The organism is Fontibacillus phaseoli (genome assembly GCF_003337355.1).
GTDB classification, from domain to species: Bacteria; Bacillota; Bacilli; order Paenibacillales; family Paenibacillaceae; genus Fontibacillus; species Fontibacillus phaseoli.
Genome location: NZ_QPJW01000019.1, coordinates 30,844 through 54,427 on the forward strand (window position 1 = coordinate 30,844; position 23,584 = coordinate 54,427).

The window sequence follows — 23,584 nt, forward strand, 5'->3', positions numbered from 1 at the left end:
CATCCTTCATTTGATCTTTCGATAAATCTTTTCTACCCGGTCCAAAGGCTCGTAGCAATCGGTATAATCCGTAAAATGTATAGACTCCTTCGCCCCCAGCACGAGTACACCGAAATGATTCAGGCTCTCATGGAACAGGGAATGAACCCGGTTCCTCAGCTTTTCATCAAAGTAAATCATCACATTCCGGCAAAAGATAACATTAAATTCATTAAATGATTGATCGGTTGCCAGATTATGCTCGGCAAAGATCATGTTTTTGCGTAAAAAAGGCTGGAATATTACGGAATTGTACTTCGCCGTATAGTATTCGGAGAACGATCGCGTTCCACCCGCCTCCAAATAGTTTTTCGTATACTGCTTCATTTTTTGAATTCCGAAAATTCCTTCCTTAGCTACTTGAAGCGATCTCCCGTTCATGTCGGTAGCATAAATCCTGGATTTATCGTACAATCCCTCTTCATGAAGCAGGATGGCCATGGAGTAAACCTCTTCCCCGGTTGAACAACCCGCATGCCAAATGCGGATATACGGGTACGTTCTGAGCAGCGGGACTACCTTCTCCCGAAACGCCCGGAATAACGGAGGATCCCGGAACATCTCCGTAACCGGGATGGACAGGCTGTAAACGAAGCGTTCGAAACAGGCGCGGTCATGCAGCACTTTTTCCTGCAGGCCCGAAATGGTTTCAAGATGCTCCGCGTGTACCTGATGCCATATCCGCCTCCGCAGTGAAGGGAGGGCATAATTCCGGAAATCGTATCCGTATAACCGGTGAACTCCTTCAAGAAGCAGTTCGATTTCCAGCAGCTCCCTTTCGCCTTCAAGCGGCTGACTATACGATTCCAAGTCCGGTAAATCCGGAAAATCACTAGGTGTCATAGATTCAACTCCGATTATATTAACTAGGCCATGGAACGACATTTGCGGCAAAAATAAGGATTATTACTTTTTTACCCGTTCTGTCAGGTTACGAATACAACCATACCCGCATTAATGACAGCAATTGATCGGTCTGAATCGGTTTCTTCACGTAATCGGAAGCTCCCGCCTCAATACATTTTGCCCGGTCATCCTTCATTGCTTTCGCGGTCAGGGCTATAATCGGCAATTTGGCGTACTCCGGCATCTGGCGAATTTGGCGCATGGCCTCATATCCGTCCATTTCCGGCATCATCATATCCATCAGAACCATATCAATATCGTCCTGTTCCCTCAGGAATTCGAGCGCTTCCCTGCCGTTTTCCGCATACACCACACTCATACGGTAGCCTTCAAGGACGCTGGATAGCGCAAACACATTGCGGACATCATCATCGACAAGCAAAATCTTTTTGCCTTCAAACAGTTCTTCTTTATTATGCAGCTTTTGCAAAATCCGTCGCTTGTCCTCCGGCAGGTCGGCTTCGATCCGGTGAAGGAAGAGCGTCGTTTCATCGAGCAAGCGCTCAGGCGATTTAACGTCCTTAATGATGATCGACTCCGTATATTTCCGCAGGCGGAGTTCCTCCTGCTTGTCAAGATCCTTGCCCGTATAAATAATGATCGGCAGATCGTTTAATTCCTCGTCATCCCGAATCTGATCGAGCAGGTCGAAGCCGGTAATATCGCTTAGCATCAGATCCAGCACCATGCAATCGTAGTGTTTCTCCCGCAATTCCAGCAACGCCTCTCCGCCGGTGGAAACCGCAGTGATCATGACATCATCATGGCCGATCAGTTCGATGATGGAATTCCGCTGAACATCGTCGTCCTCTACGATAAGGAGGTGTTTGAGGCTGTTCTCCGTAAACGATTCTATATGGGAGAAGGCCCGCTCCAAATGTTCCCGGGTTGAAGGCTTGCGGAGATAAGCGATAGCCCCCATCATGAGACCCTGCTTCGCATCGTCGACCACCGAAATCACATGTACCGGAATATGCCTTGTTTCGGCACTGCTCTTGAGTTCGTTCAGAATCGACCAGCCATCCATCACAGGCAATTGGATATCCAGAATAATCGCATCCGGTATATAATCCCGGGCGAGTTGCAATCCCTTATCGCCTTGAACCGCGATAAGCGTTTTGAAGCCGTGATTGCGGGACATGTCCAGCAAAATCTTGGCGAATTGAATATCATCCTCAATGATGAGCATAACCTTGTCTCCCGCTTCCAGCACTTCCCGGTCGTCTTCGATATGCTCCGTTACGGCAACGGGTTCGTCAACCTGACGGACATAAGAGTTATTGCCGAAGTAAGGGGCGATTACCGTATTCGTAACCGCCGCTTCCTGATCGGCGATGAATAACCGGGACGGGGTATCCTGCGGCAGATACAATTTAAAGATGCTGCCCGCTCCTTCTTCGGACTGGACGGTAATCATCCCGCCAAGCAATCCCGCCAAGCCCTGACTGATCGAAAGGCCTAGTCCGGTACCGCCGTATTTGCGGCTGGTCGTACCGTCGACCTGCTGGAACGCTTCGAAAATGATGTCCATCTTGTCGGTCGGAATTCCGATTCCCGTGTCCTTGACGACCATCTCCAAATAGTCGCGCGAAGGATCCAGAGCAGGCGGTAAGGTCTCTGCCATTGCTGTTTTGATGCTCAAAGATATTTCGCCCTGGTTGGTAAACTTGACCGCATTCGAAAGTAAATTGCGCAAAATTTGTTTCACCCGATGCCCGTCCGTCTGAATTTCATCCGGTACAGAGCTATCCAGTTCAATGCGCAACGCAAGACCGTTGCTCTGCGCGACAGGGCCAAAGTTTTGCTCCACGAACCGTTTCAGTTCTTCGAGTCGAACCGATTCCCGGTTGATTTCCATTTTGCCCGCATCCACCTTGGAAAGATCGAGAATTTCATCGATCATTTTCAGCAGATCGGCACCGGACATATGAATGGTATGCGCATATTCGATTTGTTTATCGGTTAAATTGCTCTCTTTATTTTCATACAGCAGTTGCGAAAGAATGAGCAGGCTGTTAAGCGGCGTCCGCAATTCATGGGACATATTGGCCAAAAACTCCGATTTATATTTGCTGGTTACGGCCAATTGAGCCGCATGACGCTCCAGTTGGACCTTGGTCAGTTCGATTTCGTTGCTTTTTTCCTCAACCTCCTGAACCTGCTCTTCCAGGGCCCGCGTCTTGGCAATCAGCTCCGTATTAAAATGTTCCAATTCTTCCTGCTGCCGTTGCAGCAGTTCTTCGGAGCGCTTAAGCGCTACCGTCTGTTTCTCCATGCTTTCATTGGACCGCCGCAGTTCTTCCTGCTGGGTCTGAAGTTCCTCGGATTGGACCTGAAGTTCTTCGGTCAAAGCCTGGGATTCACGCAGTAACTCTTCCACGCGAAGGCGGCGAATAATATTGTTCAAGATAATGCCGAGGCTTGAAGCTAAGCCCGACAACAAAGTTTCCTCAAGGGAAGTAAAGGCATCAAATCCCGCAAATTCTACAACGCCCAGAACTTCATCTTCAAACACGACCGGGTAAATAAGAATATGGTTCGGCTGTGATTCTCCTGTTGCGGAGCTTATCGAAACATAATCTTGCGGCGCATTCTGGAGGGCTATAGGCTTCTTATCAAGGGCAGCCTGTCCAACCAGACCTTCCCCGACTCTGAAGGTTGGCGGTGATTTCAGGTCCGAACTGCCCGCATAAGTGCCCGCCAGGTAAAGTTTGTCCGGACTTTGCTCTTCATCCCGGAGATATATAGCTCCATAATGCGCCCCAAGCAGGGGTGTAAATTCGCTGATAAACATCTGCGAAATTTGCTCCAATGAGTTAATACCGTGCAGCAGCTCCGTTATGCGCGCCAGATTGGAGTCGATCCAGGATTGATCCGTCTGCAGTTGCAGAAACTTCTGTTCCGCTTCCTGCTTTTCCTGCAAGTCCAGCGAAATTTTCTGAAAGACCTGCGCCACTTCTCCGATTTCATCCTGCGTAGAAAGCGGAACTTCCTGAATTACATTTAACTCGTTTCTTCCGAAATAGCGCATCATCGTATTGACCGTATTCAGTCCCCTGGATATGCTTGGAAGCACCCATAAGACAATTCCTAAACCAAGCAGCAATCCAACCGCCATAATCCAGATGGTCATCTGGATGGAACGTTCATAGGCCTCGTTGGCACTCGCTACGGCCAGTTCAATTTCGGAGTTGTAATAATCCCGCATTTCATTCAGGTTATTGAGCAGCGTATCCTGCACATTCTGCCCAATCGATAACCTGTACTCATTGGCTTCCACGTACTCTCCCCGGTTCATTAGTTCGGTGACGTGGTTTTTATAATCCATAAAATCGGTGATGACATCATCCGTCTTGCTCAAAATAAGTTTTTCCTCAGGGGTAACCGCTTTGGATTTAATCTCGCCGTAATATTTTTGGGCCGATTCGTTCAACGTAACGATTTTGGCGGTTTGCGAAGCGGTATAATTATCGTCCTGCCTTTGCAGCATATTTGTCAGGAGCCGCGCTATATCGTTATAGTCGCCGCGCATTCCCGTTGCATTCTTTATGATGTAGTATTTGTTTGAGGATATATTATCCAGTTCGCCATTCATATATCTAAGCCGGTCATAGCTGGTAAATGTCAATACCAGCAAAATGATTAATAGCGAACTGAAGCCAATCACCAGTTTGTTTCTAATCTTCATTCCTTGCCTTCTCCTCCTTTTAGCGTGATCCACACCAGGCACTTATCATCTTCCCGTTCCTGCGGCAGCATCTCGTCGAACAGCAACTGCTCTATCTCATCCTTATTAAAAAGATGACTTCCACGCAATTTCTGCTCCAGATAGTCAAACTGTTCTTCCTGGGTCCCTTCCACCGCTTCAGTAAGTCCATCGGTGTAAAGGACAAGATGACAATCTCCTTCATAGTAGATACTTTGGGTCGTGGCCTCGATTTTATCGAACAATCCGACAGGCGGACAAACGGCACTAAGCTTGGCGACCGGGTTATCCTGCTGGTAGAAAAGCGCCGGCGGATGACCGGCATTGACGTAATCGATTTTTTTGTATTTTGTATCCACCACCAAGTAGATGGCCGTAAAATAATATTGGACAAGTTGGCTGTCGATGTATAAGAGATTGAATCTCCGGTTCAATTCCTGAATGACTTTCTCAGGTTCGACATAGGTGCTGACGGTATCTTTCAAGACGGAAGCAATAAACATGCAGAATAACGACGAGGAAATGCCATGACCCATCATATCAAGCAGAATAATTCCATATCTGCCGTCGCCGAGCGGATACCAGGAATACAAATCTCCTGCAAGTTCAAAGGAGGGCTTATATAAGGCGTCAATTTCAAAGAGAGGATCGGAGATCGGGGAACTCAATACGGCATTCTGGATCAATGCCGCCAGCTTTAATTCTTCCTGGATTCTCTGGTCCCGTTCCTTATGCCAATCCTTCTCCTGCTTCAGCCGCAGGGCAAGCCTTATTCTAGCCATCAATTCTACTTTATTGATCGGTTTGGTCACATAGTCAACTGCGCCCGCATCTAACGCTTCCGCCAGCTTTTTGGAATCCCCTACCGCAGTGACCATAATGATCGGGATGTCCTTCAAATGTTCATACTGCTGCAACAGGCGGCAGGCTTCAATCCCGTCCATTTCGGGCATCATCATATCCAGCAAAATCAAATCTATGTCGCTACGCCCGGTTTCTATAGAACCCCCCGGAGTTTCCACCCCGAGTCTTTGAAACATTTCATGGGCGGAAGAGACAGCTACTGTATCCCGGTAATCTTCCTTTTTTAAAATTTCGCGAATAATTATGATGTTTGTGGGATTGTCATCAACGATTAAAATTCTCATAGAACTCTCCTTAACCATCTAGAATATGTGCCGAATCCTACTCTTTTTAAGGATAACATGTTTTGCACTTCTTTCGGCATAAAACGACAATATCCTGCTTAATTAGGCAACTTTTGCATATCTATCCAAAAACATAGATAAGGAATGGGGTGGAGTCTCCCATTCCTTATCTATAATTTGGATGTATCAGAGATGCCTGATCATAAATCAAAAGGTCTTCCTCGCAATTATCAGAACCTTCCCAAAATCCAGCTCTTTTTCATAGAACGCCGCCTCGGTCTCCGTGAAACCAAGAGAAACGATTTTCGCCCGAAGCTCATCCCCGCGGGAGCGGAACAGATTCGCGATCGCCGTAAAGACACCCTCTTCTTTTATTCCAACTTCATTCGCATTAGCTGCATCCGCAATCCGGTCGCTGCGGTCCTGGTCATGGGCAAGTACGAAGATATCATCGGCTGCATATCCGGTGGAGTGGAGTTCCTGAACTGCCTCAACAGCCTGTACGCCGTTTTGAACTACTTTGGCATAAGATTTATTGTCGATGGTGCTCATGATATCACGCTCCTTAAGGTTAGTGGTTAATCAAAGTGTAAATCTAAATCATATTACCCACAGCACGCCTGCAAGAAACATCTGCTTCCTCTCATTTGCAGATAAATCAGGAAGCGGCGTCATCAAACAAATCGACACCCGTAATCTTTCCCGAGGAGGGATCTTTATATATTTTCAGTGCGGCATGCCCACGAACGTATACATCCCCGTCTTCCGCCACAAAATCGGGTTCACCGAAAAAATGGCGCAGCCACACCTTTTGAAGCGGGATCGAGATGCCGTTTAGGGACACTTTTTTCGGGTAGGGTCCGGTATGCACATAATAAACAAGATCTTCATATAATCCCACGGTCAAGTTGCCGTAATGACATTCCGTATAACCCGTGTAAGGATCTTTCTCCACGGAATCGGGTTCTCCCTTTTTCGCGAGGACGCTCTTGAAATCATCGTACAAAGTAATGCTCCCCATTGATTCGAAGGATTCGAAAGACTCGACGGATCGGGCCATTTCCCCCTTTTTTTCCGCCGCATCGGCCGGAAACGGATTTTGCCAGAGCGCCAGCCGGACCGAGTTCTGGTCCGGTAGTTCTGCAACAGCCGGCGTTCCGCCGGCAAAGGGAGAAAGAAGTCCTAACAGCAACAACATTGCGTGAATCATATTCCTCACCCTTTCTGATGTTTGGCGCCCCTTGCGGCATCGTTACCCGTTTCCGTGCGGACCGTTCAACGGCGATCGACAAATGAGGAGTTTATGTACCGATCTTGATTAAGAGCGGTATTTCTGCCATACTCCAGCGGCGATGTCCGCCCATTTCAACCATCCCGGCGGTTTGTGCGCAGGCTCTGGCGTTTCATACGGCAGTGTATAGGCCCTCATTTCTTCCGGCGTCTGAGCTACCGCGTTCTTGGCCTGTGCTTGGGGAGCCTTCGAACGTTTGGGCTGGCTTTTCATTCTGTCGATAAAAGCGGTGGATACCTGCTTGGCGGCCAGGGTAACTTCATTCAGCACATCCCCTACATTTTTCACCGATTCAAGCACCGGATCAATCTGCTCCATTTTATGCTGCAGGTTGCCCGTGAGATCATTGGCCTGTCTGACCACATGCTTCACTTCATAACTTAGCTCATCAATCGTCTTCTGGACTTCCTGCAGGGTTTGTGTCGTTTTATCCAGAGACTTTTCTGCAGCTTTTAATGTTTTAATTAGAAAAACAACAAGTACGGCAAATGCTACGGCAATGAGTGCGACGCTTAATTCCCAGATCATCCCGTTCCCTCTCTTTCTGTACGGTTTCGTTTGATATTCCATAGTTACCCTAAGCCCTTAGACCCGAAACAAAGCACGGGGCCACTTCCCTACACGGAAATAAGCACTCTGTTTCAAGACAAAAAGCCAGGGTTAATTAAGGCTACAAGCGAAGCGGTTCACGACGATTGACGCCTCCCGCAAAGGCAGGCAACCGGTTCGTAAGGCACTTCTCGAAGTGCAGCCTTTAGTAACACTATACAATAATTTAATATGAAAGGAAGATGATTACCATGTTGAAATGGTCGATGATTTTTCTGGTCGTTGCTTTGATCGCCGGCATATTCGGTTTCTTCAATATTGTGGCGGCTGCCGCCTCGATCGCAAAAGTCCTGTTCTTCATATTCCTGGTTCTGTTCGTAATTTCGTTGTTCACCGGAAGAAGCCGATCATTGTAAGTAAAATGAGGACTTTACCCGAAGCCATGAAATTTAAAAACAAAAAAGCAGCAAGCCCGAGTAACTAGAGGCTTGCTGCTTTTTGTTTATTTGCCTTTTCACGCGGTCCGGTTATAGCAGGTCCAGATACCTGGCAACCTCCAGCCAATCCAGCGTAAATTCCACCTTGATCGTTTTTCCCGGAAAGCTCATTTCCTTGACTTTTACGACATCGGGAAGATAAATTCCCAAGTCAATTTCGATCGGCTCTAATCCGAACCTCTCCGGCGGGAACATCAACTCTCGTATCGCCAATTTCTCAGGCACAAGCAGCAGACGCCCTGAGGCATATTCCATGAGGTAATCGGCTTTCACACCGACATCAATCGCTCCCCAAGATGCATTCACATCGGCGGTAAGCCGGTCCCCGTTCAATTGAAAATCGGCCCCGGTAATTCGAACCGGAAGCTCATGTTCGGCAATATATTGTCTCAGTTCTTTCTTGGACAAATGATTCAGTTCCTGCTCTGTTAGCGTCAGTTCGGGACGTCGCGACTCCGCCATCCCCCGCAACTTGTCTTTCCAAGAGACTGCAGAGTAATGAAGGTCAAGACTTTTAGCGGGTCTAATATACAGAACTATCGCAGTTATCAGCAGCACAAACATCAAGAGAACAAACCCGATAACCAGCCTGCGCTTTCCCATCCTCCGGCCCCTCCTTTTCTCGGCTATTCATACTGCGGTAAAATTTATTTACTGGAAAATGATTCTTAAGTTGCTTGATTGTTTATTACATGTATACAAACACAAACCAAACCGTTTGAAGGAGGAAATTACCTTATGAAAAAACTTGCAGCCCTTTCCGCATCTCTTATCCTTACCGCCGCTTTCGCAACTGCCGTATCGGCAGATCCCGTTGTTGATCCGGTTCCTCCGGTAGTCGATGAGCCGCTCGTGGCGGCTGAAGACATTATCATTGCTCCAAATCCCGTTCAGTTGCTGGAAACAACGTATTTCTACGCCGATCCGAACGGCAAGGCGCTTAGCGCTTTGGCGCCTCAGGAAGTTCACCCGACAGGCCAAAGGATTGATGACTGGGTGCAAATTTATACTTGGCTCGGCAATGCATGGATTTATCTGCCTGGCTACGTTCCAACCTACTTTTAATAAAAGGTTACCAAAAGTTATCTTTCCAAACAACATCGCTCCGCGGGAAAAGGGTTCTCCCTCTTCCCGCGGAGCGATTTTTGTGGTGAATGCTTGAAAAAAGTTATTTCAGCACGCTTCCCCCATAGAGAAATCGGTGTTCCCACGAACCGTCCAATTTGTCGATCCGTACCCCGCCGGACTTGGAGGAGTACGTATGAAGCAACTGTCCTCCGCCGAGATAAATGGCGACATGCGTAATTCGCTCGCTATTAGGATCAACGCCTTGGTAGGCCGAAGCGGAATAACCTTTATAGCTCATAAAGAAGACCAAGTCGCCTGCTTTGAGGCCCCCGATATCGTAAACGGCCGTTCCGTTATCCCGGATCCAGGTTCCTTGCTTGCGCGAATCAGCAGGAAGCACGATTCCGAGCGCATCGCGATAAGCTTGGCGGACTAAGTCCGAGCAGTCGAAAGTGGCCGTATTGCCCCGGTCGGACCCGAATTCATACGGAGTGCCAAGATATTTTTTCCCCGCTTCAATGACTTGCGCAATCTTAGATTGGTTTGAATTCCCCGGTGAAGGTACCGGGGCCGGAGCCGGGTTTGGGGCTGGCGGCGGAGCAGACCCGGACACATTGCCGCTGGTTTCCAGATATTTTTCAGACGTACTAACGTAACCCGAAGTACCACTCTCGGTTAATACTTTATAAAAATAATCATTGCTCTTCTCGATAATCGAAACTTTCGTTCCTTTATCGAGCATTCCAAGGATTTTCCCCGCAGTGGAAGGCTGGTTGCGCAGGTTTACACCGTAAACGACTACGCCCGTAGCTCCTTGCCCTCCCCCGTCAGGAACACGGACGCTTCCGCCAACGCTTATGTATTTGTCCGACGCGCTGACATAACCTACAGTTCCATCCTGACTATGGATTTTATAAAAATAATCGCTGCTTCGTTCCAGTATCGTTACATCGCTTCCTTTTTTCAAAAAACCGATAACGTTGCTGGAAACCGAAGGTTTGTCGCGTAAATTCACACCGTTTTCGATATGTCCTATCCGTACATTCTGAGCCGTAGAGGACGCAGCCGATACCTGCTCTTGCATAGTCGTATAAGAAGTAAGTAATACAGCGCTCATTGCTATAACCGCAATACTTCGTTTCATAGTTGTACCTCCTTGAGGATAATCTTGGTGTCGATAGGTGAATCTGTGTCGTTCCCCCTTTCCTTGGGCTTGTTCCCATTATAGTCCATGTCGAACTTTGTCTAAATCCGTCGATTTTCACAGAAACATGTAATTTCCTGCTCCAATTTACCCAGTTTCCGAACAAACGGAAAAGGCCCTATTTCCTAATAGGAACTATTTATTTGGGTAAATGATGAAACCAAAATACCAAAAAAACCGCCAGAACCAGTCTGCCGGTTTTCCCTTGCGTAGTTCATCTAATCCAGTTAAATTTATACCGTATTAACGGGCTCAACCGATTTCGGTTCCACATGGACATGAACATGCATCACATTTTGAATCTTCCTCATGCGTTCTTCTACGCGGTCGCTAATATGGTGGCTCTCAATGACGGTTAACTGAGGATCCACCTCAATTACAACATCAACGAGTACATGATTGCCGTGTACGCGCGCTTTCAGGTCTCTGATTCCTTCAACCCCTTGAATTCGCGCAATTGTGCCGCGCAGGTCGCTGAGCTCCTTTTCATCGAAGCCGTCCGTCAAACTGTGCGTGGAATCGCGGAAAATCTCCCAGGCCGTCTTGCAAATCAACAGACCGACGGCAATCGCGGCAGCCCCGTCCAGCCAAGGCAGGCCAAACTGCGCTCCAATGATGCCGACCGCGGCTCCTATGCTGACCAAAGCATCGGACAAATTATCTTTTGCCGCCGCCATCAGGGCTTGATTGTTAATCTGCTTGGCCAGCTTTCGGTTATATAAATAAACGCCGCCCATAGCCGCCGCACAGATTACCGCTACTCCGGCTGATAAAATATCAGGCTCGGTATGATTTCCTTCGATTAAGGAGCGTACTGCACTGATGATGACCTGAATCCCGACCATGGCCATAATGAATGAGGCTACCAAAGCCGCGATCGTCTCTGCGCGAAAATGACCGTACGCATGGTCCGAATCCGGCGGTTTTTGCGAAATCCGCAAACCGATCAGCACTGCCGCCGAGGCAACGATGTCCGTGAGATTATTAAATCCGTCCGCCAGTAAAGCGCTCGAAGCAAACCAATAACCACTGATCAGCTTGAAGGCCGACAGCACTAAATAGGCCGCAATGCTGACCCATGCTCCCCGTTCTCCCTTACGTATATCGTCATAAATATCCAACTGTTGCACCTCCAGGCCTCTCCCAACATGAAGATTTTCAAAGTCGTTACATCATCGTAGCAAATGGCCTCCGTTTAAGTCCAGAGAAACAGTGTTGCCCCAGGCAAAAGCAATGATACTCATTATTCCCGTTGTACGCTTATTTAAAAACGTATAGAATAGGATCAAGCCCCCTTCAATTTGAGGAGATGATCTTGATGACCGAAAGTAATGAACCACGCAAAATTGATCTGGCCGAAGCGATGCGCCAGAAACTGCAGCAAAAAAAACAGCAGCAGCAAAACGCCAATAAGCCGGGAATGTCAGGGAACCAACAGACCAAAGCGCTGAGAAGCCAAAACAACAAAAAGCCTAATAATCAGCGCCGGCGGACCGGAGGCTCGTAAGCCTTGTCCCCGAATGAAAACAAGCCGCGGCTGTCATCGACAGCCGCGGCTTGTTCGTGTAGTGGGCATGAAACCGGAAGAAGCTTATACTTCTTCAGGATACATGCTCTTACGAAGATTTTGGATTTCTTCACTTTCAAGATATTCATCATAGGTCATAACACGGTCGATCACGCCATTCGGCGTAATTTCGACAATCCGGTTAGCGATCGTCTGGATAAACTGATGGTCATGAGAAGTAAACAGGATCGTTCCGTCAAAATCGATCAAACCGTTGTTCAGGGCCGTAATCGATTCCAGATCGAGATGGTTCGTAGGCTCGTCGAACAGCAGGACGTTCGCGCCGTTCAGCATCATTTTAGCCAACATACAGCGTACCTTCTCTCCTCCGGACAGCACGCTTGCCTTCTTAAGCGCTTCTTCACCGGCGAATAGCATCCGACCCAGAAAACCGCGCAGGAAGGTTTCGTCCTGGTCATTGGAATATTGGCGCAGCCAATCCACCAGATTGATGTCCACTCCGTCAAAGTAGCTGGAGTTGTCTTTCGGGAAATAAGCCTGGGAAGTCGTTACGCCCCAGCTGTACTCGCCCGCATCGGCTTCAATCTCGCCCATGATGACTTGAAACAGCGTTGACTTCGGCGTAGAGTGAGGCCCGACAAAAGCAATCTTGTCGCCTTTGTTTACTACAATGTTAACGTTATCCAGTATTTTCTCGCCTTCCAGGCTCTTGGTCAGGCCTTCGACAGTCAGCAGTTGCTTACCCGCTTCACGCTCCGCTTTAAAATGCAGGAACGGATATTTCCGGTTGGAAGGACGAAGGTCATCCAGTGTGATTTTGTCCAACTGCTTCTTCCGGGAAGTAGCCTGCTTCGATTTGGAGGCATTGGCCGAGAAGCGCTGAATGAAGGCTTGCAGTTCCTTGATTTTCTCTTCCTTCTTCTTATTGGAGTCCCGCTGCAATTGCAGGGCCAATTGGCTCGATTCGTACCAGAAGTCATAGTTGCCGACATACATCTGGATTTTGCCGAAATCGATATCCGCAATATGCGTACACACCTTGTTCAGAAAGTGACGGTCATGGGATACGACGATAACGGTGCCTTCATAATCCATAAGGAAGTTCTCCAGCCACTGAATCGATTCCAGGTCCAAATGGTTCGTAGGTTCGTCAAGCAGCAGGTTGTTCGGACGGCCGAACAGCGCTTGTGCCAGGAGCACGCGAACCTTCTCATTGCCGCTAAGCTCCGCCATTTTCTTGTCATGCAAATCGCGCGGAATCCCGAGGCCGATCAGCAATGCCGCTGCGTCCGGCTCAGCGTCCCAGCCGTTCAATTCGGCAAATTCGCCCTCAAGTTCGCCGGCACGCATACCGTCTGCTTCGGAGAAGTCCTCCTTGGCATATAAGGCGTCTTTTTCCTTCATAATGGAATACAGCCGGGCATGGCCAACAATAACGGTTTCCAGCACCGCAAATTCGTCATACTCGTAATGGTTCTGTTTCAAAACCGCCAACCGTTCGCCAGGAGTCATGCTGACTTCGCCTTGATTCGCTTCGATCTCCCCGGACAAAATTTTAAGAAACGTCGATTTTCCCGCTCCGTTGGCACCGATCAACCCGTAGCAGTTTCCCGGCGTAAATTTTATATTTACATCTTCGAAAAGTGCCCGTTTTCCATAGCGGAGCGTTACACCATTTGTACTGATCATTTAAATAATCCCATCCTTTATGAGTTATCACACTACTGGCTCAATATTATAGCACATATCGTCCGGTAAGTTGAGTCAATCCTAATAACTAACACTTGAAAAAAACAGCTATGGAACAAGCCAGCTTGCGGATCGCCGCCGCAAGGGCTGTACTTTTAGTTTCTCCGCCCAACGGTTCAATGAGCTACAAGCGCGGTTTATGCAACTTGATGATTGCCTGATTCCTTGCAGTCAAGAACTATTTCGTAATTTACCAAACCTTCCTCTTCCACAACCTTTGTGCCAAGTAAATTAGAAAAGGAGAAAGGGGCTGGAATGGCGATATTTCGGATTGAAGTAGAGAAGTAGTAAGTGAGGTAATGTGTGAGCGTAGCGTATAAGACTGGCACATAAAATTAACTGGATTTCCTGCAGTTATTTTGCTCTTCACAGACCGTTTAAATCATCTAACTGGAAAACCTACATCTATTCTCGCCGATATTCCCCCTTTTGTGCAAAAGCAGAGAATTACCTGTAGGTTTTCCAGCTAATTGGAGCAAACCGAGGAGTTTTCAAAAATTAGCTGGAGGTTTTCCAGTTAATTTAGGTTGGTTGCTTGGCACAACGCGAAGCAGCTAGCACAAACAGAGTCATCCGGGCGAAAAACCGGCCGGATGACTCTGTTTGTAAAGAGCGGCGCCGCGGGTACGCAGCGTGGCCGCGCAGGCAACCGCGTGCCCCACAAAACCTGCGCGGACGCCGGCTGCTGCGCAAGGGCCGGGCAAATACGCCCGGCCCACTCAGCGCGTCACGCCTCCGGGAAGCGCAGCGTCTCCCCGTGCAACAGCACGCGGATCGAGGACTCGGCGATGCCGCGTCTCTGCCGGTCCGCCTCCAGGCGGTCCAGCGCTTCACGCGCCGTGTCGTCGGCCAGCCGGAACGTGCCGTAATGCATCGGCACCATCAGCTTGGCCCTGACGTCGACGAACGCCTGCAGTGCTTCTTCCGGCGTCGTGTGCTGGCTCGTCATGAACCATTCCGGTTCATACGCCCCGATCGGCAGCAGCGCCACATCGATGGCGAAGCGCTCCCCGATCTCCGCAAAGCCGCGGAAGTAGCCGCTGTCCCCGGCAAAATAAATCACCTGATGCTTCTCCCCCTCCCGGGGAGAAGCAGGTTCCAGCACAAATCCGCCCCAATGGGAAGTATTCGTATCAAACGGCGTGCGCCGCGTCCAATGCTGGGTTGGCACGAACGAAATTCGGGCGTTCCCGATTTCTAACGACTCCCACCATTTCATCTCCCGAGTGCGCTGGAATCCTTTACGGATCATTTTGCGCCCCAAGCCGGACGGAACCACGATTTCCGTTTCTTCCCCATAGAGCCGTCGGATCGAAGACACATGCATATGGTCATAGTGCGAATGGGAAATCAGAATGACATCGATGTTCGGAATATCCCCGATAGGGACGCCCGGAGATCCCAGGCGGCGCTGGAATCCCATTCGCGAAGCCCAGACCGGGTCGGTCACGATATTCAGCCCTTCGTACTGGATCAAAAAAGTGGAATGCCCGATCCAGGTCATCGATACTTCCTCTCTGTTTCCAAGCAAATAATTAAGCTGCGGCGGCGAGTTCGGTATAATGTATGAGTAATCCTTCTTTTTTCTGCGGCGTTCCTCTCTCCACTGCTTAAACTGCTTCAACGTTTTGTCCGTGTTGATATTATCCATATTGTTGTAGCGCGTTCTCGGCATGCCGAGGATTCCTCCTTCCATTCCTCTCCATCATATGACCCTTCATGGCAGAGCGACCAAGATTTCCAGTCATGTAAACCCGCCGGACTACCAGGATTATTTGTATTTGCTTATCATTGTAAAGCATCCCTCAGACGATGCCAAATTTCCCTCTTAGTTATTGGGATCTTTGTACAGATTGGCGTACACGAACAGGAACGCTACGGCAACGACTACGACCAATTCCGGCGCGATCATCATCGTGAAAAACTCCACCCGGCTCACCCCTTTTTCGGCGAATCGCCGCGAACATATTTGGCATCGAACAAGAACAGCCGCATGATTAAGATCAGCGACGGGATCAGAACTACCAGGCCAGCTACAAAAGCCGTAATCAGCGCGATAGCCATCGTTTCGTTCGTAAAGCTTTCATAAATGCTGACCTGCTTATAGAGGATATAAGGCAAGTGCGATTGTCCGTACCCGTACCAGGCAAACCCGAACTGCAAAATGACGAGGATGAACGACCAACCGAGATGATGTTTTTTCCATATAAAATAAACCGCCAGAAGAAAACAAATCAGCGAAGCGATGAACATCCAGGCAATGTCCAGCATATTTCCGAAATGCTCCGGGTTTTGACGGTCGATCTGAAAAAAAGCAAACACGCAGGCCAGAATCGTCGGACCGCTCCAAAGCAGCGCATAACCCCGCAGCACCTCAAAAGCCCCCTTATCCCCGGCTTTGCCCGCATAAAAAGCCAGAAACATAGCCGAAATATACAACACGGACACCAACGCCAATAGAATAACGGACCAAGTATACGGATTGCTGAAAAAACCGAGCCAGTTCAGAATCACTTTCCCGCCCTGCTCCTGGATGATCCCGCCTTCGGAAATCGCCAAAACGGTAGACAGGGCTGCCGGAATCAATAACCCGGTCGCCCCGTAAATCGCCATATAGATCCTGTTGTTCACTTCGCTGCTGCCATAAGTATTGTAGGCGTAGTAGGCTCCACGCAGCGCGAGCAGTACAGTTGCCAGACTACCCGGAACGAGCAGTGCGGTACCGTAATAGTAAGCGGAATCGGGAAAAAAGCCGACCAGACCCACGACGAAAAAAATCAGAAACACATTCGTCACTTCCCACACCGGGGACAAATAGCGCTGGATAATGTCATGCACCTTGTTTTCGTGACCCGTAAGTACGCTGTAGTAGCTGAAAAAGCCAGCTCCGAAATCAATCGAGGCCACGATCAGGTAACCGAATAAAAACGTCCACAGTACCGTAATGCCGACGATTTCATAGCTCATTTCCGCTCACCTCCCGGTATCCCTAACTCGCGCATCTCATCATCCACGTTTTTATTGCGAAACAGTTTGGCGAGTACGACAATGCACGAAACACAGAGCACAAGATACAAAATAACGAACAAGATCAGCATGGGCCCGACGCTTTGCGACGTCGTCGCCGCTTCCGACACTTTCATGTACCCGCGCACGATCCAAGGCTGCCGCCCGAATTCGGCAAACATCCAGCCAAGCTCGATCGCGGTCATGGCAAGAGGCCCTAGCGCGACAATGCCGAGCAGCAGCCATTTCGGAATACCCTTGCTTTTTCCCGGCAGCCAGCGCCGCAGCAAATACAGGAATGGAATCAATACGAGCAGCACGCCGATCGTTACCTTCAAGTCGAACATATAGTGGATTAGAAGCGGAGGCCGCTCATCTACCGGGAATTCGTTGAGACCGATGACGTTCGTATTCGGAGTGCCGCCGGCCAAAATACTAAGTGCATATGGCAGTTCAAGCGCGTATTTGACCTCGCCGTTCTCCCCAAGCACGCCGCCGAAAATCAGCGGCGCCTTCCTCATCGTCTCGAAATGCCATTCCGCGGCGGCCAGCTTTTCCGGCTGGTAATGGGCCAGAAATTTCCCGGAAAAATCGCCGATGATCGCCGTCGATACCGCAAAAACGAACGAGGCCGTCACCGTAAGCTTCAACGCCTTTTTGAAGTAGGCGTCTTTGCGGCCCCGCAGCAGACTAAAGGCAGCGATCCCCGCCAGCAGCCCGGCGCTTAAAGTATAGGACGATGCAAGCACATGCGACACCTTCGTCGGGGTTGCCGGATTGAACATGGCGACTAGCGGATGAAAATCGGCAAACACCCCGTTTTTCAGCGTAAAGCCTTGCGGCGTATTCATGAATGCGTTCAAGGTGGTAATGAAAAATGCGGACGCCGAAGACCCGATCACTACCGGAATTAGCAACAGTAAATGCAGCATCGGCCTTTTGAACCGCTCCCATGTGTACAAATAGATGCCGAGAAAAATCGCCTCAATGAAAAAGGCGAACGTCTCCATGAACAGCGGCAGAGCGATCGCCTGTCCGGCAACTCGCATAAATGTCGGCCAAAGCAAACTAAGCTGCAATCCGATGGATGTTCCCGTCACAACGCCGACGGCGACAGAGATGACGAATCCTCTGGCCCAACGCCGGGCCAGCAGCGTATAATGGGGATCCTTCTTGCGAATCCCCCTCCATTCGGCCAAGGCTATCATCATCGGAACGCCGACGCCTATTGAAGCGAACACAATATGTACGAAAAGGGTCAGTCCGGTAAGTATCCGGCTCAATGTAACGGGATCAAGGGAAGGCATGCAGCCCATCAACTCCTCAGGTAAGATGACTTTTAAACAACTTTTAATAGTATTGCAGGAAGCGAAGCACACTTTTGACGAACGCATACAGCATGATCACGGCGACAACCAGGCAAACAATGATCAGCGTCCGCTCCTGCTTTTTAAACATGTCACAGCCCCCTTTGGTAACGACTGCCCGAATTTCCTCATGTTTTATTGTGTCGATCCCGTTCCTTTTTATTCCTGGTCCCCTGTCCTCCGGGATAAATAAAGAATTTACCCAAAAGCTTGGGCTTGGGACGGGCTTGAAGTAAAATAAGATTGGAAGGAGATGTGAACAACTTATGAAAATTATATTTATCGAACCTACACCGAGTCCCAATTCCATGAAGCTTCACCTGGACGAAACTTTGGAACCGGGGATTCGCAAAACATACACCCTGGACAACGCCCGCTCCGCCCCGTCGTGGATTTCGCAAATGCTCAATATTCCGGGAGTAAAAAGTGTTTTCCACACGGCGGATTTTATCGCGCTGGACCGGAAAGGGAGCGCCGACTGGGCCGCGATCCTGTCCGAAGTACAGGACCAATTCGGACAGGATCACGTGGAATCTGCCTGGGATCCGGAGGCCGCCGAAGCGGCCGGGTACGGCGAAGCCCAGGTGTTCGTCCAGTTTTTCCGCGGAATTCCGATGCAAATCCGCGTGAAGTCCGGGGCCCGCGAGGAGCGGATCTCCCTCGCCCAGCGGTTTGTATCCGCCGTTACCGAGGTAGCGAGCGCCACGCTCATTAAAGAGCGCAAGCTGAGCGATTACGGCGTCCGCTACGGCGAGCTTGCGGATATCGCCCGCGAAGTCGAGCAGGAGCTGGAAGCGGCGTTTCCGCCGGAACGGCTGGAAAGAATCAAGACGCAGGCGATCGCGCACGGACGCAGCGAAGCCGAGTTCGTCGAGCAGCGCCGGACGCTCGGCCTGGACGAAGTCCGCGAGCGGATGAAGGACGCGGACTGGCACGTCCGCTATGCGGGCCTCGAGGCGCTGCAGCAGCCCGGCCTCGAGGCGCTACCGCTGCTCGCGGACGCGGTGCGCGATCCGCAGATGCAGGTCCGCCGCCTCGCGGTCGTCTACCTCGGCGACCTCCGGACGCCGGAGGCGATGGCGCTGCTGTACGATGCGCTGCGCGACAGCTCGGCCGCCGTGCGCCGCACCGCCGGCGACACGCTGTCCGACATCGGCGATCCGGCCGCGACGGAGCCGATGATCGCCGCCCTGTCGGACGCGAGCAAGCTCGTCCGCTGGCGGGCCGCCCGCTTCCTGTACGAAGTCGGCACCGACGACGCGCTCGATGCGCTCCGCACGGCAGTGGATGACCCCGAATTCGAGGTCGGCCTCCAGGCGCGCATGGCCCTGGAGCGGATCGAATCCGGAGAGCAAGCCGCCGGCACGGTATGGCAGCAAATGGCGAAACGCGACCGGGCCATTGACCCCAATAGCTGACGCGCTCGTGAAAAGGCAGAACAATGTCAACATTTAGACATTGTCCTGCCTCTTTTCTTGCTATATACTATGGAATTGTTGCTTGGCTTTAACTGAATAAGAACCTCATCATTCCAGGTGAGGTAGAGGTCGCGATTGTGAAGAGTACACCGGAGGAGGCGCTGAAGCCGCCGATGAATCCCGTGGAAAGGCACCGTCGCCGAAGCTCGTCGCCCGCTTCATCCGGCGGCAGGCTGGGGCTGTTTCCGAAAGGAACAGAACTGTCACGTTGTTCCTTCACCTGGAACGACGTGTTGAGCTATCTTTTCTTTTGCATGAATGGTGGGGGTGCACGGTATAGATATGAGGCCGCGGATTCCTTTCCGCGGCCTTTTTGTATAAACATGCGCGGAATTCGGCCACGCCGTCAGCTTAACTTCAAGTCAACTGCGGATAATAGATAGCAGGATAGCAGGATATGGTTTTCTAAATTGTTAAGGAGTGTTTTCGCATGAGCAAAAAAAATATTAGTACGGCACAATCTTTGCAGCCCGGCCTGAAGGCCAGGCATATGACGATGATCGCTCTCGGCGGATCCATCGGGACGGGCCTGTTCCTGGCCAGCGGCGGTGCCATCGCATCCGCCGGGCCAGGAGGGGCGCTTCTCGCCTACGCCGCGGTTGGCATCATGGTTTATTTTCTGATGACCAGTTTGGGAGAGCTCGCTACGTATATGCCGGATTCGGGCTCTTTTGAAACGTATGCCTCGCGCTTCGTCGACCCTTCCTTGGGCTTCGCCATGGGCTGGAATTTCTGGTACAACTGGGCGATTACAATTGCGGCAGAGCTGTCTGCAGCCACGTTAATCATCAAATACTGGTTTCCGGAAAGCTCTTCCCTGCTTTGGAGCTTCTTGTTCCTGGCCCTGATTTTCGGACTCAATGTGTTGTCCGTTAAAGGATACGGAGAATCGGAGTATTGGTTCGCCATGATTAAAATCGCGGTCGTCATTGTTTTTCTTGTTATCGGCGTATTGATGATCTTCGGCATTATGGGAGGCGAATCGATCGGCTTCAAAAACTTTACGGTGGGTGATGCGCCTTTCCACGGAGGATTTTTCACGTTTCTCGGCGTGTTTATGGCTGCCGGGTTCTCGTTCCAAGGGACGGAGATGGTCGGCGTCGCAGCTGGAGAAAGCCACAATCCGCGCGAGCATGTTCCGCGCGCTATCCGGCAAGTGTTCTGGCGGATTCTGATTTTTTACATTCTGGCGATTCTGGTCATCGGTCTGATCATTCCTTATACAAACCCGAATCTGCTCAAAAGCGGTCTGGAAAGTATCGGAGTCAGCCCGTTCACGCTGGTGTTCGAAAAGGCAGGCATGGCCTTTGCCGCTTCCGTCATGAATGCCGTCATTTTGTCCTCCGTGCTGTCCGCCGGCAATTCCGGCATGTACGCTTCCTCGCGGGTTTTGTATTCCCTGGCGAAACGGGGGAAAGCGCCGAAGTTCTTGGCTAAATTAAGCCGTCGCGGACTTCCGGTCAATGCTCTGCTGATGACCTCGGTCATCGGGATGTTTGCCTTCTTCGCTTCGCTGTTCGGAGACGGGGTCGTTTACACCTGGTTGCTGAACGCCTCGGGTATGTGCGGCTTCATCACCTGGCTCGGCATCGCGATCAGCCATTACCGCTTCCGCCGGGCGTATGTCGCCCAAGGCCGCGACCTGAAGGATCTTCCTTACAAAGCGAAATGGTTCCCATTCGGGCCAATCTTTGCCTTCATACTCTGTTTTGTCGTAATTTTGGGACAAAATTTGGCCGCCTTTTCAGGCGACCAGATCGATTGGTATGGCGTTGTAGTTTCATATATCAGTATTCCATTATTCCTGATCGTCTGGCTAGGGTACAAATGGCTGAAGCGCACCAAGGTCATTCCGCTTCAGGAATGTGACCTGGACTCCCCTGCCCAGCCTTTGGAATAACCCTAAAATAAGTTGTATGGGATAGAGCACCTCACCTCTGGAGCAGCTTTGAAGTTGCTCCAGAGGTGCTTTGGCGTTACCCCACCCCCAACCCCAACCCACTTAACGGGTTTCCCAGTGAATCTCGACCCGTAAATCTTTCGTCCCTTCCAGCGGATCGGAAAGGTATCTGACATTTTCAATAGGCAAATCGTAAAGGCCCTCCAAGTCGCGAAGCATTTCCTGCTCGGTTCCGGAATAGCGGATGGTTACGGTTAAGCCGCCTGCTTTGATTCCTTGTCTGACCCTGTCTTGAAGACCTTCCTCCGTGCCGATGGCAAGCGATGGATCATATAAATGCAGGCCGAGCTGCTGCTGCAGTTCTTTATAGACGGCCGTCCCTGCTTCCCCTTTGTTTACGAGTGCGCTCAAAGTATTGCGGTAAAGCGTATTGGCGGCGGGATATTTGATAGTCCATCGATGGTCTTTTCGGATCTGCTCATCGGTGAGCAAATAATAGGCATAACTGATCTGATCTGGTGGAGCCAGCAGTGGATCGTCCCAGGTTGTATCGAGATGATACCACCTTTTTCCCAATTCCACGAGGTTCCAAGCGTGCAATTGTCCGCCGGCGGTCCCCTCAACGATCCGGTTATTAATTCCGGCGCCTTGCAGAAGCTTGTAGGTCAGCAAAGTGTATCCTTGGCATACCGCTTCTCCGGTTTGCAGCCCTTCATAGGCCGTATATTTTTTCAAATTCTCGTCGTATTTCAGGTTTTGGACCACATAGTCATGAATGGCTTTTACTTTTTGATGATCGTTCATTCCGGGAGTAATGATGCTTTTCAATATTCCTGAGACGCGCCAGTTGACGTAGGCTGATTGATCTTTGTTTTCCCGGTACTTGACGCTCAAGCTGATTTTGGCTGTGCCGCTCGTCCCGCGCCAGGAATACGTATACCGGTCTACGATATATTTGGTGTACGGGTCGCTGTCGAGTGCTCCGGTGATCGCATTTTTCAGCAGGCTCTCCAATTTTTTCGTCGAACCTTTATATTTTATAGTCAGCGAGGTTTTGCGTGCTTCCAATCCTTCCGTCATCTCCTGCTGTAAACCTTGGACCGTGGTCACATAGGTCTTTTCCGAAGCGGCGAAAACCTGGAGCGTATTCCAGTTGGCCGGCACCGTTCCCATCAGCAAAGCTCCCAGTAACCCAGCCGTAATCCAGCGTTTAGGCATGCTCTGTCCCATGTTGCGCGCAGCTCCCTTACTATAAAATTCCGACTCCATGAAACTTGAATTGAAGATGATCGGCATCTTTAAGCTCATTGTAGCACAGGCTGTCCTGCAAAGGCCTTCTAGTTTTGTCGAGTCGGCACGAACCCCGGCAGGAGATAAAAAACGTAATTATCCATCCAGCATTTCCTCAGCAAAAAGACGTGAAATAGACTTATTTTTTCATTTCCTATCCCCCCAAAATGAATTGTGCTTTGATATAATAACAACCATAATTATGTGATATAAATCATTGCATGTTTAAACTTGTTAAGAACGGAGAGCGACCAAAGCTATGACAATCGTCAATCTTTCGGACATATCCATTGAATTGTTCGTTGCCGTCATGTTCTTTCTGCTCATCATTGCCCCTTTAGTAAGCCTCGGCGTACTGCGTTTGTTCCAAGGCAAGAAAAAAGCGGGACTCAGCCTCATCGGCAGCGGTGTACTCGGTTATTTTATCTTTCAGCTTATTGTCGGGCTGTTGGATTAACGCATCCTTTACACTTTACTCTTACATCTTAGAAATTAGCCCGCCTAATATAGCTACACAAACTTGAAAAATGGGGTAGTGGATCTTTGCAAAAGGTCTTCCGCCCCATTTTTGTGATCGGCCGTCGGGAATAACCCGGCTCGTATCGTTAATAGGTGTACTTTGATTTATGAACAAAACATTAACTGTATAACCTCCATCTAATTTCAAACTCCTCGGCCTGTCCTCAAACTTAACTGGAAAAAGCACAGCTAAATCCAGACTTCCTTACGCATTTAGCACATTCGGCCAAAATTAACTGTATGTGCGGCCGGGCCCCCGAATATTGGACACTTTAGGATCAAACCTTAGTTAGACGGAGTTATACGGCAATTTTAAACGCATTTACTTCGTTTCTCTCC

Annotated in this window: 21 protein-coding genes and 1 riboswitch; of the genes, 6 read left to right on the forward strand and 15 right to left on the reverse strand. The window is 49.9% G+C overall.

The genetic code is table 11. The features are described from left to right. Nucleotides 1–6: 6 nt before the first annotated feature. From DFP94_RS24265 to DFP94_RS24290, 6 genes are all read right to left on the reverse strand, one after another. On the reverse strand, nt 7–882 hold the full coding sequence (locus DFP94_RS24265; protein WP_114499046.1) for a CheR family methyltransferase: 876 nt from the start codon (nt 880–882) through the stop codon (nt 7–9). An 88-nt stretch (nt 883–970) separates the two neighbouring features. After that, on the reverse strand, nt 971–4,633 hold the full coding sequence (locus DFP94_RS24270) for a response regulator (protein WP_114499047.1): 3,663 nt from the start codon (nt 4,631–4,633) through the stop codon (nt 971–973). After that, the gene (locus DFP94_RS24275; RefSeq protein WP_114499048.1) at nt 4,630–5,799 is read right to left on the reverse strand and encodes a PP2C family protein-serine/threonine phosphatase; all 1,170 of its coding nucleotides are present in this window, start codon (nt 5,797–5,799) and stop codon (nt 4,630–4,632) included. The genes DFP94_RS24270 and DFP94_RS24275 overlap by 4 nt, the downstream gene beginning before the upstream one ends. 207 nt (nt 5,800–6,006) lie before the next feature. Beyond that, entirely contained in the window at nt 6,007–6,351 is a 345-nt protein-coding gene (locus DFP94_RS24280) for a YflT domain-containing protein (protein WP_114499049.1), read from the reverse strand. Between the two features lie 106 nt (nt 6,352–6,457). Next, nucleotides 6,458–7,009: a hypothetical protein gene (locus DFP94_RS24285; RefSeq protein ID WP_114499050.1), complete on the reverse strand. Its 552-nt coding sequence runs from the start codon at nt 7,007–7,009 to the stop codon at nt 6,458–6,460. Nucleotides 7,010–7,117: 108 nt separating this feature from the next. Beyond that, on the reverse strand, nt 7,118–7,618 hold the full coding sequence (locus DFP94_RS24290) for a DUF948 domain-containing protein (protein ID WP_114499051.1): 501 nt from the start codon (nt 7,616–7,618) through the stop codon (nt 7,118–7,120). Between the two features lie 272 nt (nt 7,619–7,890). Here DFP94_RS24290 and DFP94_RS24295 point away from each other — a divergent pair, with 272 nt between their 5' ends. Beyond that, nucleotides 7,891–8,055: a DUF1328 domain-containing protein gene (locus DFP94_RS24295; RefSeq protein WP_114499052.1), complete on the forward strand. Its 165-nt coding sequence runs from the start codon at nt 7,891–7,893 to the stop codon at nt 8,053–8,055. A 111-nt stretch (nt 8,056–8,166) separates the two neighbouring features. Here the strand turns inward: DFP94_RS24295 and DFP94_RS24300 are convergent, their stop codons facing one another. Beyond that, nucleotides 8,167–8,739 (reverse strand): hypothetical protein, encoded by a 573-nt coding sequence (locus DFP94_RS24300; protein WP_114499053.1) that lies wholly within the window; start codon nt 8,737–8,739, stop codon nt 8,167–8,169. A gap of 135 nt (nt 8,740–8,874) precedes the next feature. Here DFP94_RS24300 and DFP94_RS24305 point away from each other — a divergent pair, with 135 nt between their 5' ends. Continuing rightward, nucleotides 8,875–9,201 (forward strand): hypothetical protein, encoded by a 327-nt coding sequence (locus DFP94_RS24305; protein WP_114499054.1) that lies wholly within the window; start codon nt 8,875–8,877, stop codon nt 9,199–9,201. 103 nt (nt 9,202–9,304) lie between these two features. On the opposite strand, the gene DFP94_RS24310 is transcribed toward DFP94_RS24305, so the two are convergent. Further along, nucleotides 9,305–10,348 carry a C40 family peptidase gene (locus DFP94_RS24310; RefSeq protein ID WP_114499055.1) on the reverse strand — a complete coding sequence of 348 codons (1,044 nt, stop codon included), beginning with the start codon at nt 10,346–10,348 and terminating at the stop codon, nt 9,305–9,307. Between the two features lie 293 nt (nt 10,349–10,641). After that, on the reverse strand, nt 10,642–11,529 hold the full coding sequence (locus tag DFP94_RS24315) for a cation diffusion facilitator family transporter (protein WP_114499056.1): 888 nt from the start codon (nt 11,527–11,529) through the stop codon (nt 10,642–10,644). Nucleotides 11,530–11,726: 197 nt separating this feature from the next. Between DFP94_RS24315 and DFP94_RS24320 the strand changes: the two genes are divergently transcribed. Then, nucleotides 11,727–11,915, forward strand: coding sequence for a hypothetical protein (locus DFP94_RS24320; RefSeq protein ID WP_114499057.1), 189 nt, complete (start codon nt 11,727–11,729; stop codon nt 11,913–11,915). 84 nt (nt 11,916–11,999) lie between these two features. On the opposite strand, the gene DFP94_RS24325 is transcribed toward DFP94_RS24320, so the two are convergent. The 5 genes from DFP94_RS24325 to DFP94_RS24340 all read right to left on the reverse strand — a co-directional run bounded on the left by DFP94_RS24325 (nt 12,000) and on the right by DFP94_RS24340 (nt 17,998). Continuing rightward, a complete protein-coding gene (locus DFP94_RS24325) occupies nt 12,000–13,625 on the reverse strand; it encodes an ABC-F family ATP-binding cassette domain-containing protein (RefSeq protein WP_114499058.1) in 1,626 nt (541 codons plus the stop codon). A gap of 787 nt (nt 13,626–14,412) precedes the next feature. Beyond that, nucleotides 14,413–15,360: an MBL fold metallo-hydrolase gene (locus DFP94_RS24330; RefSeq protein WP_114499059.1), complete on the reverse strand. Its 948-nt coding sequence runs from the start codon at nt 15,358–15,360 to the stop codon at nt 14,413–14,415. Nucleotides 15,361–15,513: 153 nt separating this feature from the next. Next, a complete protein-coding gene (gene cydS / locus DFP94_RS26555; protein WP_425459277.1) occupies nt 15,514–15,615 on the reverse strand; it encodes a cytochrome bd oxidase small subunit CydS family protein in 102 nt (33 codons plus the stop codon). A 5-nt stretch (nt 15,616–15,620) separates the two neighbouring features. Further along, entirely contained in the window at nt 15,621–16,652 is a 1,032-nt protein-coding gene (locus DFP94_RS24335) for a cytochrome d ubiquinol oxidase subunit II (protein ID WP_114499060.1), read from the reverse strand. Next, the gene (locus DFP94_RS24340) at nt 16,649–17,998 is read right to left on the reverse strand and encodes a cytochrome ubiquinol oxidase subunit I (RefSeq protein WP_114499061.1); all 1,350 of its coding nucleotides are present in this window, start codon (nt 17,996–17,998) and stop codon (nt 16,649–16,651) included. The genes DFP94_RS24335 and DFP94_RS24340 overlap by 4 nt, the downstream gene beginning before the upstream one ends. Before the next feature lie 326 nt (nt 17,999–18,324). Here DFP94_RS24340 and DFP94_RS24345 point away from each other — a divergent pair, with 326 nt between their 5' ends. Both DFP94_RS24345 and DFP94_RS24350 read left to right on the forward strand, forming a co-directional pair. After that, nucleotides 18,325–19,476, forward strand: coding sequence for a virulence factor (locus DFP94_RS24345; protein WP_114499062.1), 1,152 nt, complete (start codon nt 18,325–18,327; stop codon nt 19,474–19,476). 115 nt (nt 19,477–19,591) lie between these two features. Next, a riboswitch (Lysine riboswitch) is annotated at nt 19,592–19,785 on the forward strand. 181 nt (nt 19,786–19,966) lie between these two features. Next, nucleotides 19,967–21,436 carry an amino acid permease gene (locus DFP94_RS24350; RefSeq protein WP_114499063.1) on the forward strand — a complete coding sequence of 490 codons (1,470 nt, stop codon included), beginning with the start codon at nt 19,967–19,969 and terminating at the stop codon, nt 21,434–21,436. Nucleotides 21,437–21,538: 102 nt separating this feature from the next. Here DFP94_RS24350 and DFP94_RS24355 read toward each other — a convergent pair whose 3' ends face one another. Further along, nucleotides 21,539–22,666 carry a transglutaminase domain-containing protein gene (locus DFP94_RS24355; protein ID WP_114499068.1) on the reverse strand — a complete coding sequence of 376 codons (1,128 nt, stop codon included), beginning with the start codon at nt 22,664–22,666 and terminating at the stop codon, nt 21,539–21,541. A gap of 319 nt (nt 22,667–22,985) precedes the next feature. Between DFP94_RS24355 and DFP94_RS24360 the strand changes: the two genes are divergently transcribed. Then, nucleotides 22,986–23,183: a hypothetical protein gene (locus DFP94_RS24360; protein ID WP_114499064.1), complete on the forward strand. Its 198-nt coding sequence runs from the start codon at nt 22,986–22,988 to the stop codon at nt 23,181–23,183. The last annotated feature ends 401 nt before the right edge of the window (nt 23,184–23,584 follow it).

Coding starts and splice junctions, on each gene's coding strand:
- DFP94_RS24290 (WP_114499051.1), bottom strand. CDS start 7,618: ATGATCTGGGAATTAAGCGTCGCACTCATTGCCGTAGCATTTGCCGTA.
- DFP94_RS24355 (WP_114499068.1), bottom strand. CDS start 22,666: ATGGGACAGAGCATGCCTAAACGCTGGATTACGGCTGGGTTACTGGGA.
- DFP94_RS24265 (WP_114499046.1), bottom strand. CDS start 882: ATGACACCTAGTGATTTTCCGGATTTACCGGACTTGGAATCGTATAGT.
- DFP94_RS24350 (WP_114499063.1), top strand. CDS start 19,967: ATGAGCAAAAAAAATATTAGTACGGCACAATCTTTGCAGCCCGGCCTG.
- DFP94_RS24280 (WP_114499049.1), bottom strand. CDS start 6,351: ATGAGCACCATCGACAATAAATCTTATGCCAAAGTAGTTCAAAACGGC.
- DFP94_RS24335 (WP_114499060.1), bottom strand. CDS start 16,652: ATGAGCTATGAAATCGTCGGCATTACGGTACTGTGGACGTTTTTATTC.
- DFP94_RS24330 (WP_114499059.1), bottom strand. CDS start 15,360: ATGCCGAGAACGCGCTACAACAATATGGATAATATCAACACGGACAAA.
- DFP94_RS24360 (WP_114499064.1), top strand. CDS start 22,986: ATGACAATCGTCAATCTTTCGGACATATCCATTGAATTGTTCGTTGCC.
- DFP94_RS24340 (WP_114499061.1), bottom strand. CDS start 17,998: ATGCCTTCCCTTGATCCCGTTACATTGAGCCGGATACTTACCGGACTG.
- DFP94_RS24310 (WP_114499055.1), bottom strand. CDS start 10,348: ATGAAACGAAGTATTGCGGTTATAGCAATGAGCGCTGTATTACTTACT.
- DFP94_RS24300 (WP_114499053.1), bottom strand. CDS start 8,739: ATGGGAAAGCGCAGGCTGGTTATCGGGTTTGTTCTCTTGATGTTTGTG.
- DFP94_RS24285 (WP_114499050.1), bottom strand. CDS start 7,009: ATGATTCACGCAATGTTGTTGCTGTTAGGACTTCTTTCTCCCTTTGCC.
- DFP94_RS24275 (WP_114499048.1), bottom strand. CDS start 5,799: ATGAGAATTTTAATCGTTGATGACAATCCCACAAACATCATAATTATT.
- DFP94_RS24305 (WP_114499054.1), top strand. CDS start 8,875: ATGAAAAAACTTGCAGCCCTTTCCGCATCTCTTATCCTTACCGCCGCT.
- DFP94_RS24325 (WP_114499058.1), bottom strand. CDS start 13,625: ATGATCAGTACAAATGGTGTAACGCTCCGCTATGGAAAACGGGCACTT.
- DFP94_RS24345 (WP_114499062.1), top strand. CDS start 18,325: ATGAAAATTATATTTATCGAACCTACACCGAGTCCCAATTCCATGAAG.
- DFP94_RS24270 (WP_114499047.1), bottom strand. CDS start 4,633: ATGAAGATTAGAAACAAACTGGTGATTGGCTTCAGTTCGCTATTAATC.
- DFP94_RS24320 (WP_114499057.1), top strand. CDS start 11,727: ATGACCGAAAGTAATGAACCACGCAAAATTGATCTGGCCGAAGCGATG.
- DFP94_RS24295 (WP_114499052.1), top strand. CDS start 7,891: ATGTTGAAATGGTCGATGATTTTTCTGGTCGTTGCTTTGATCGCCGGC.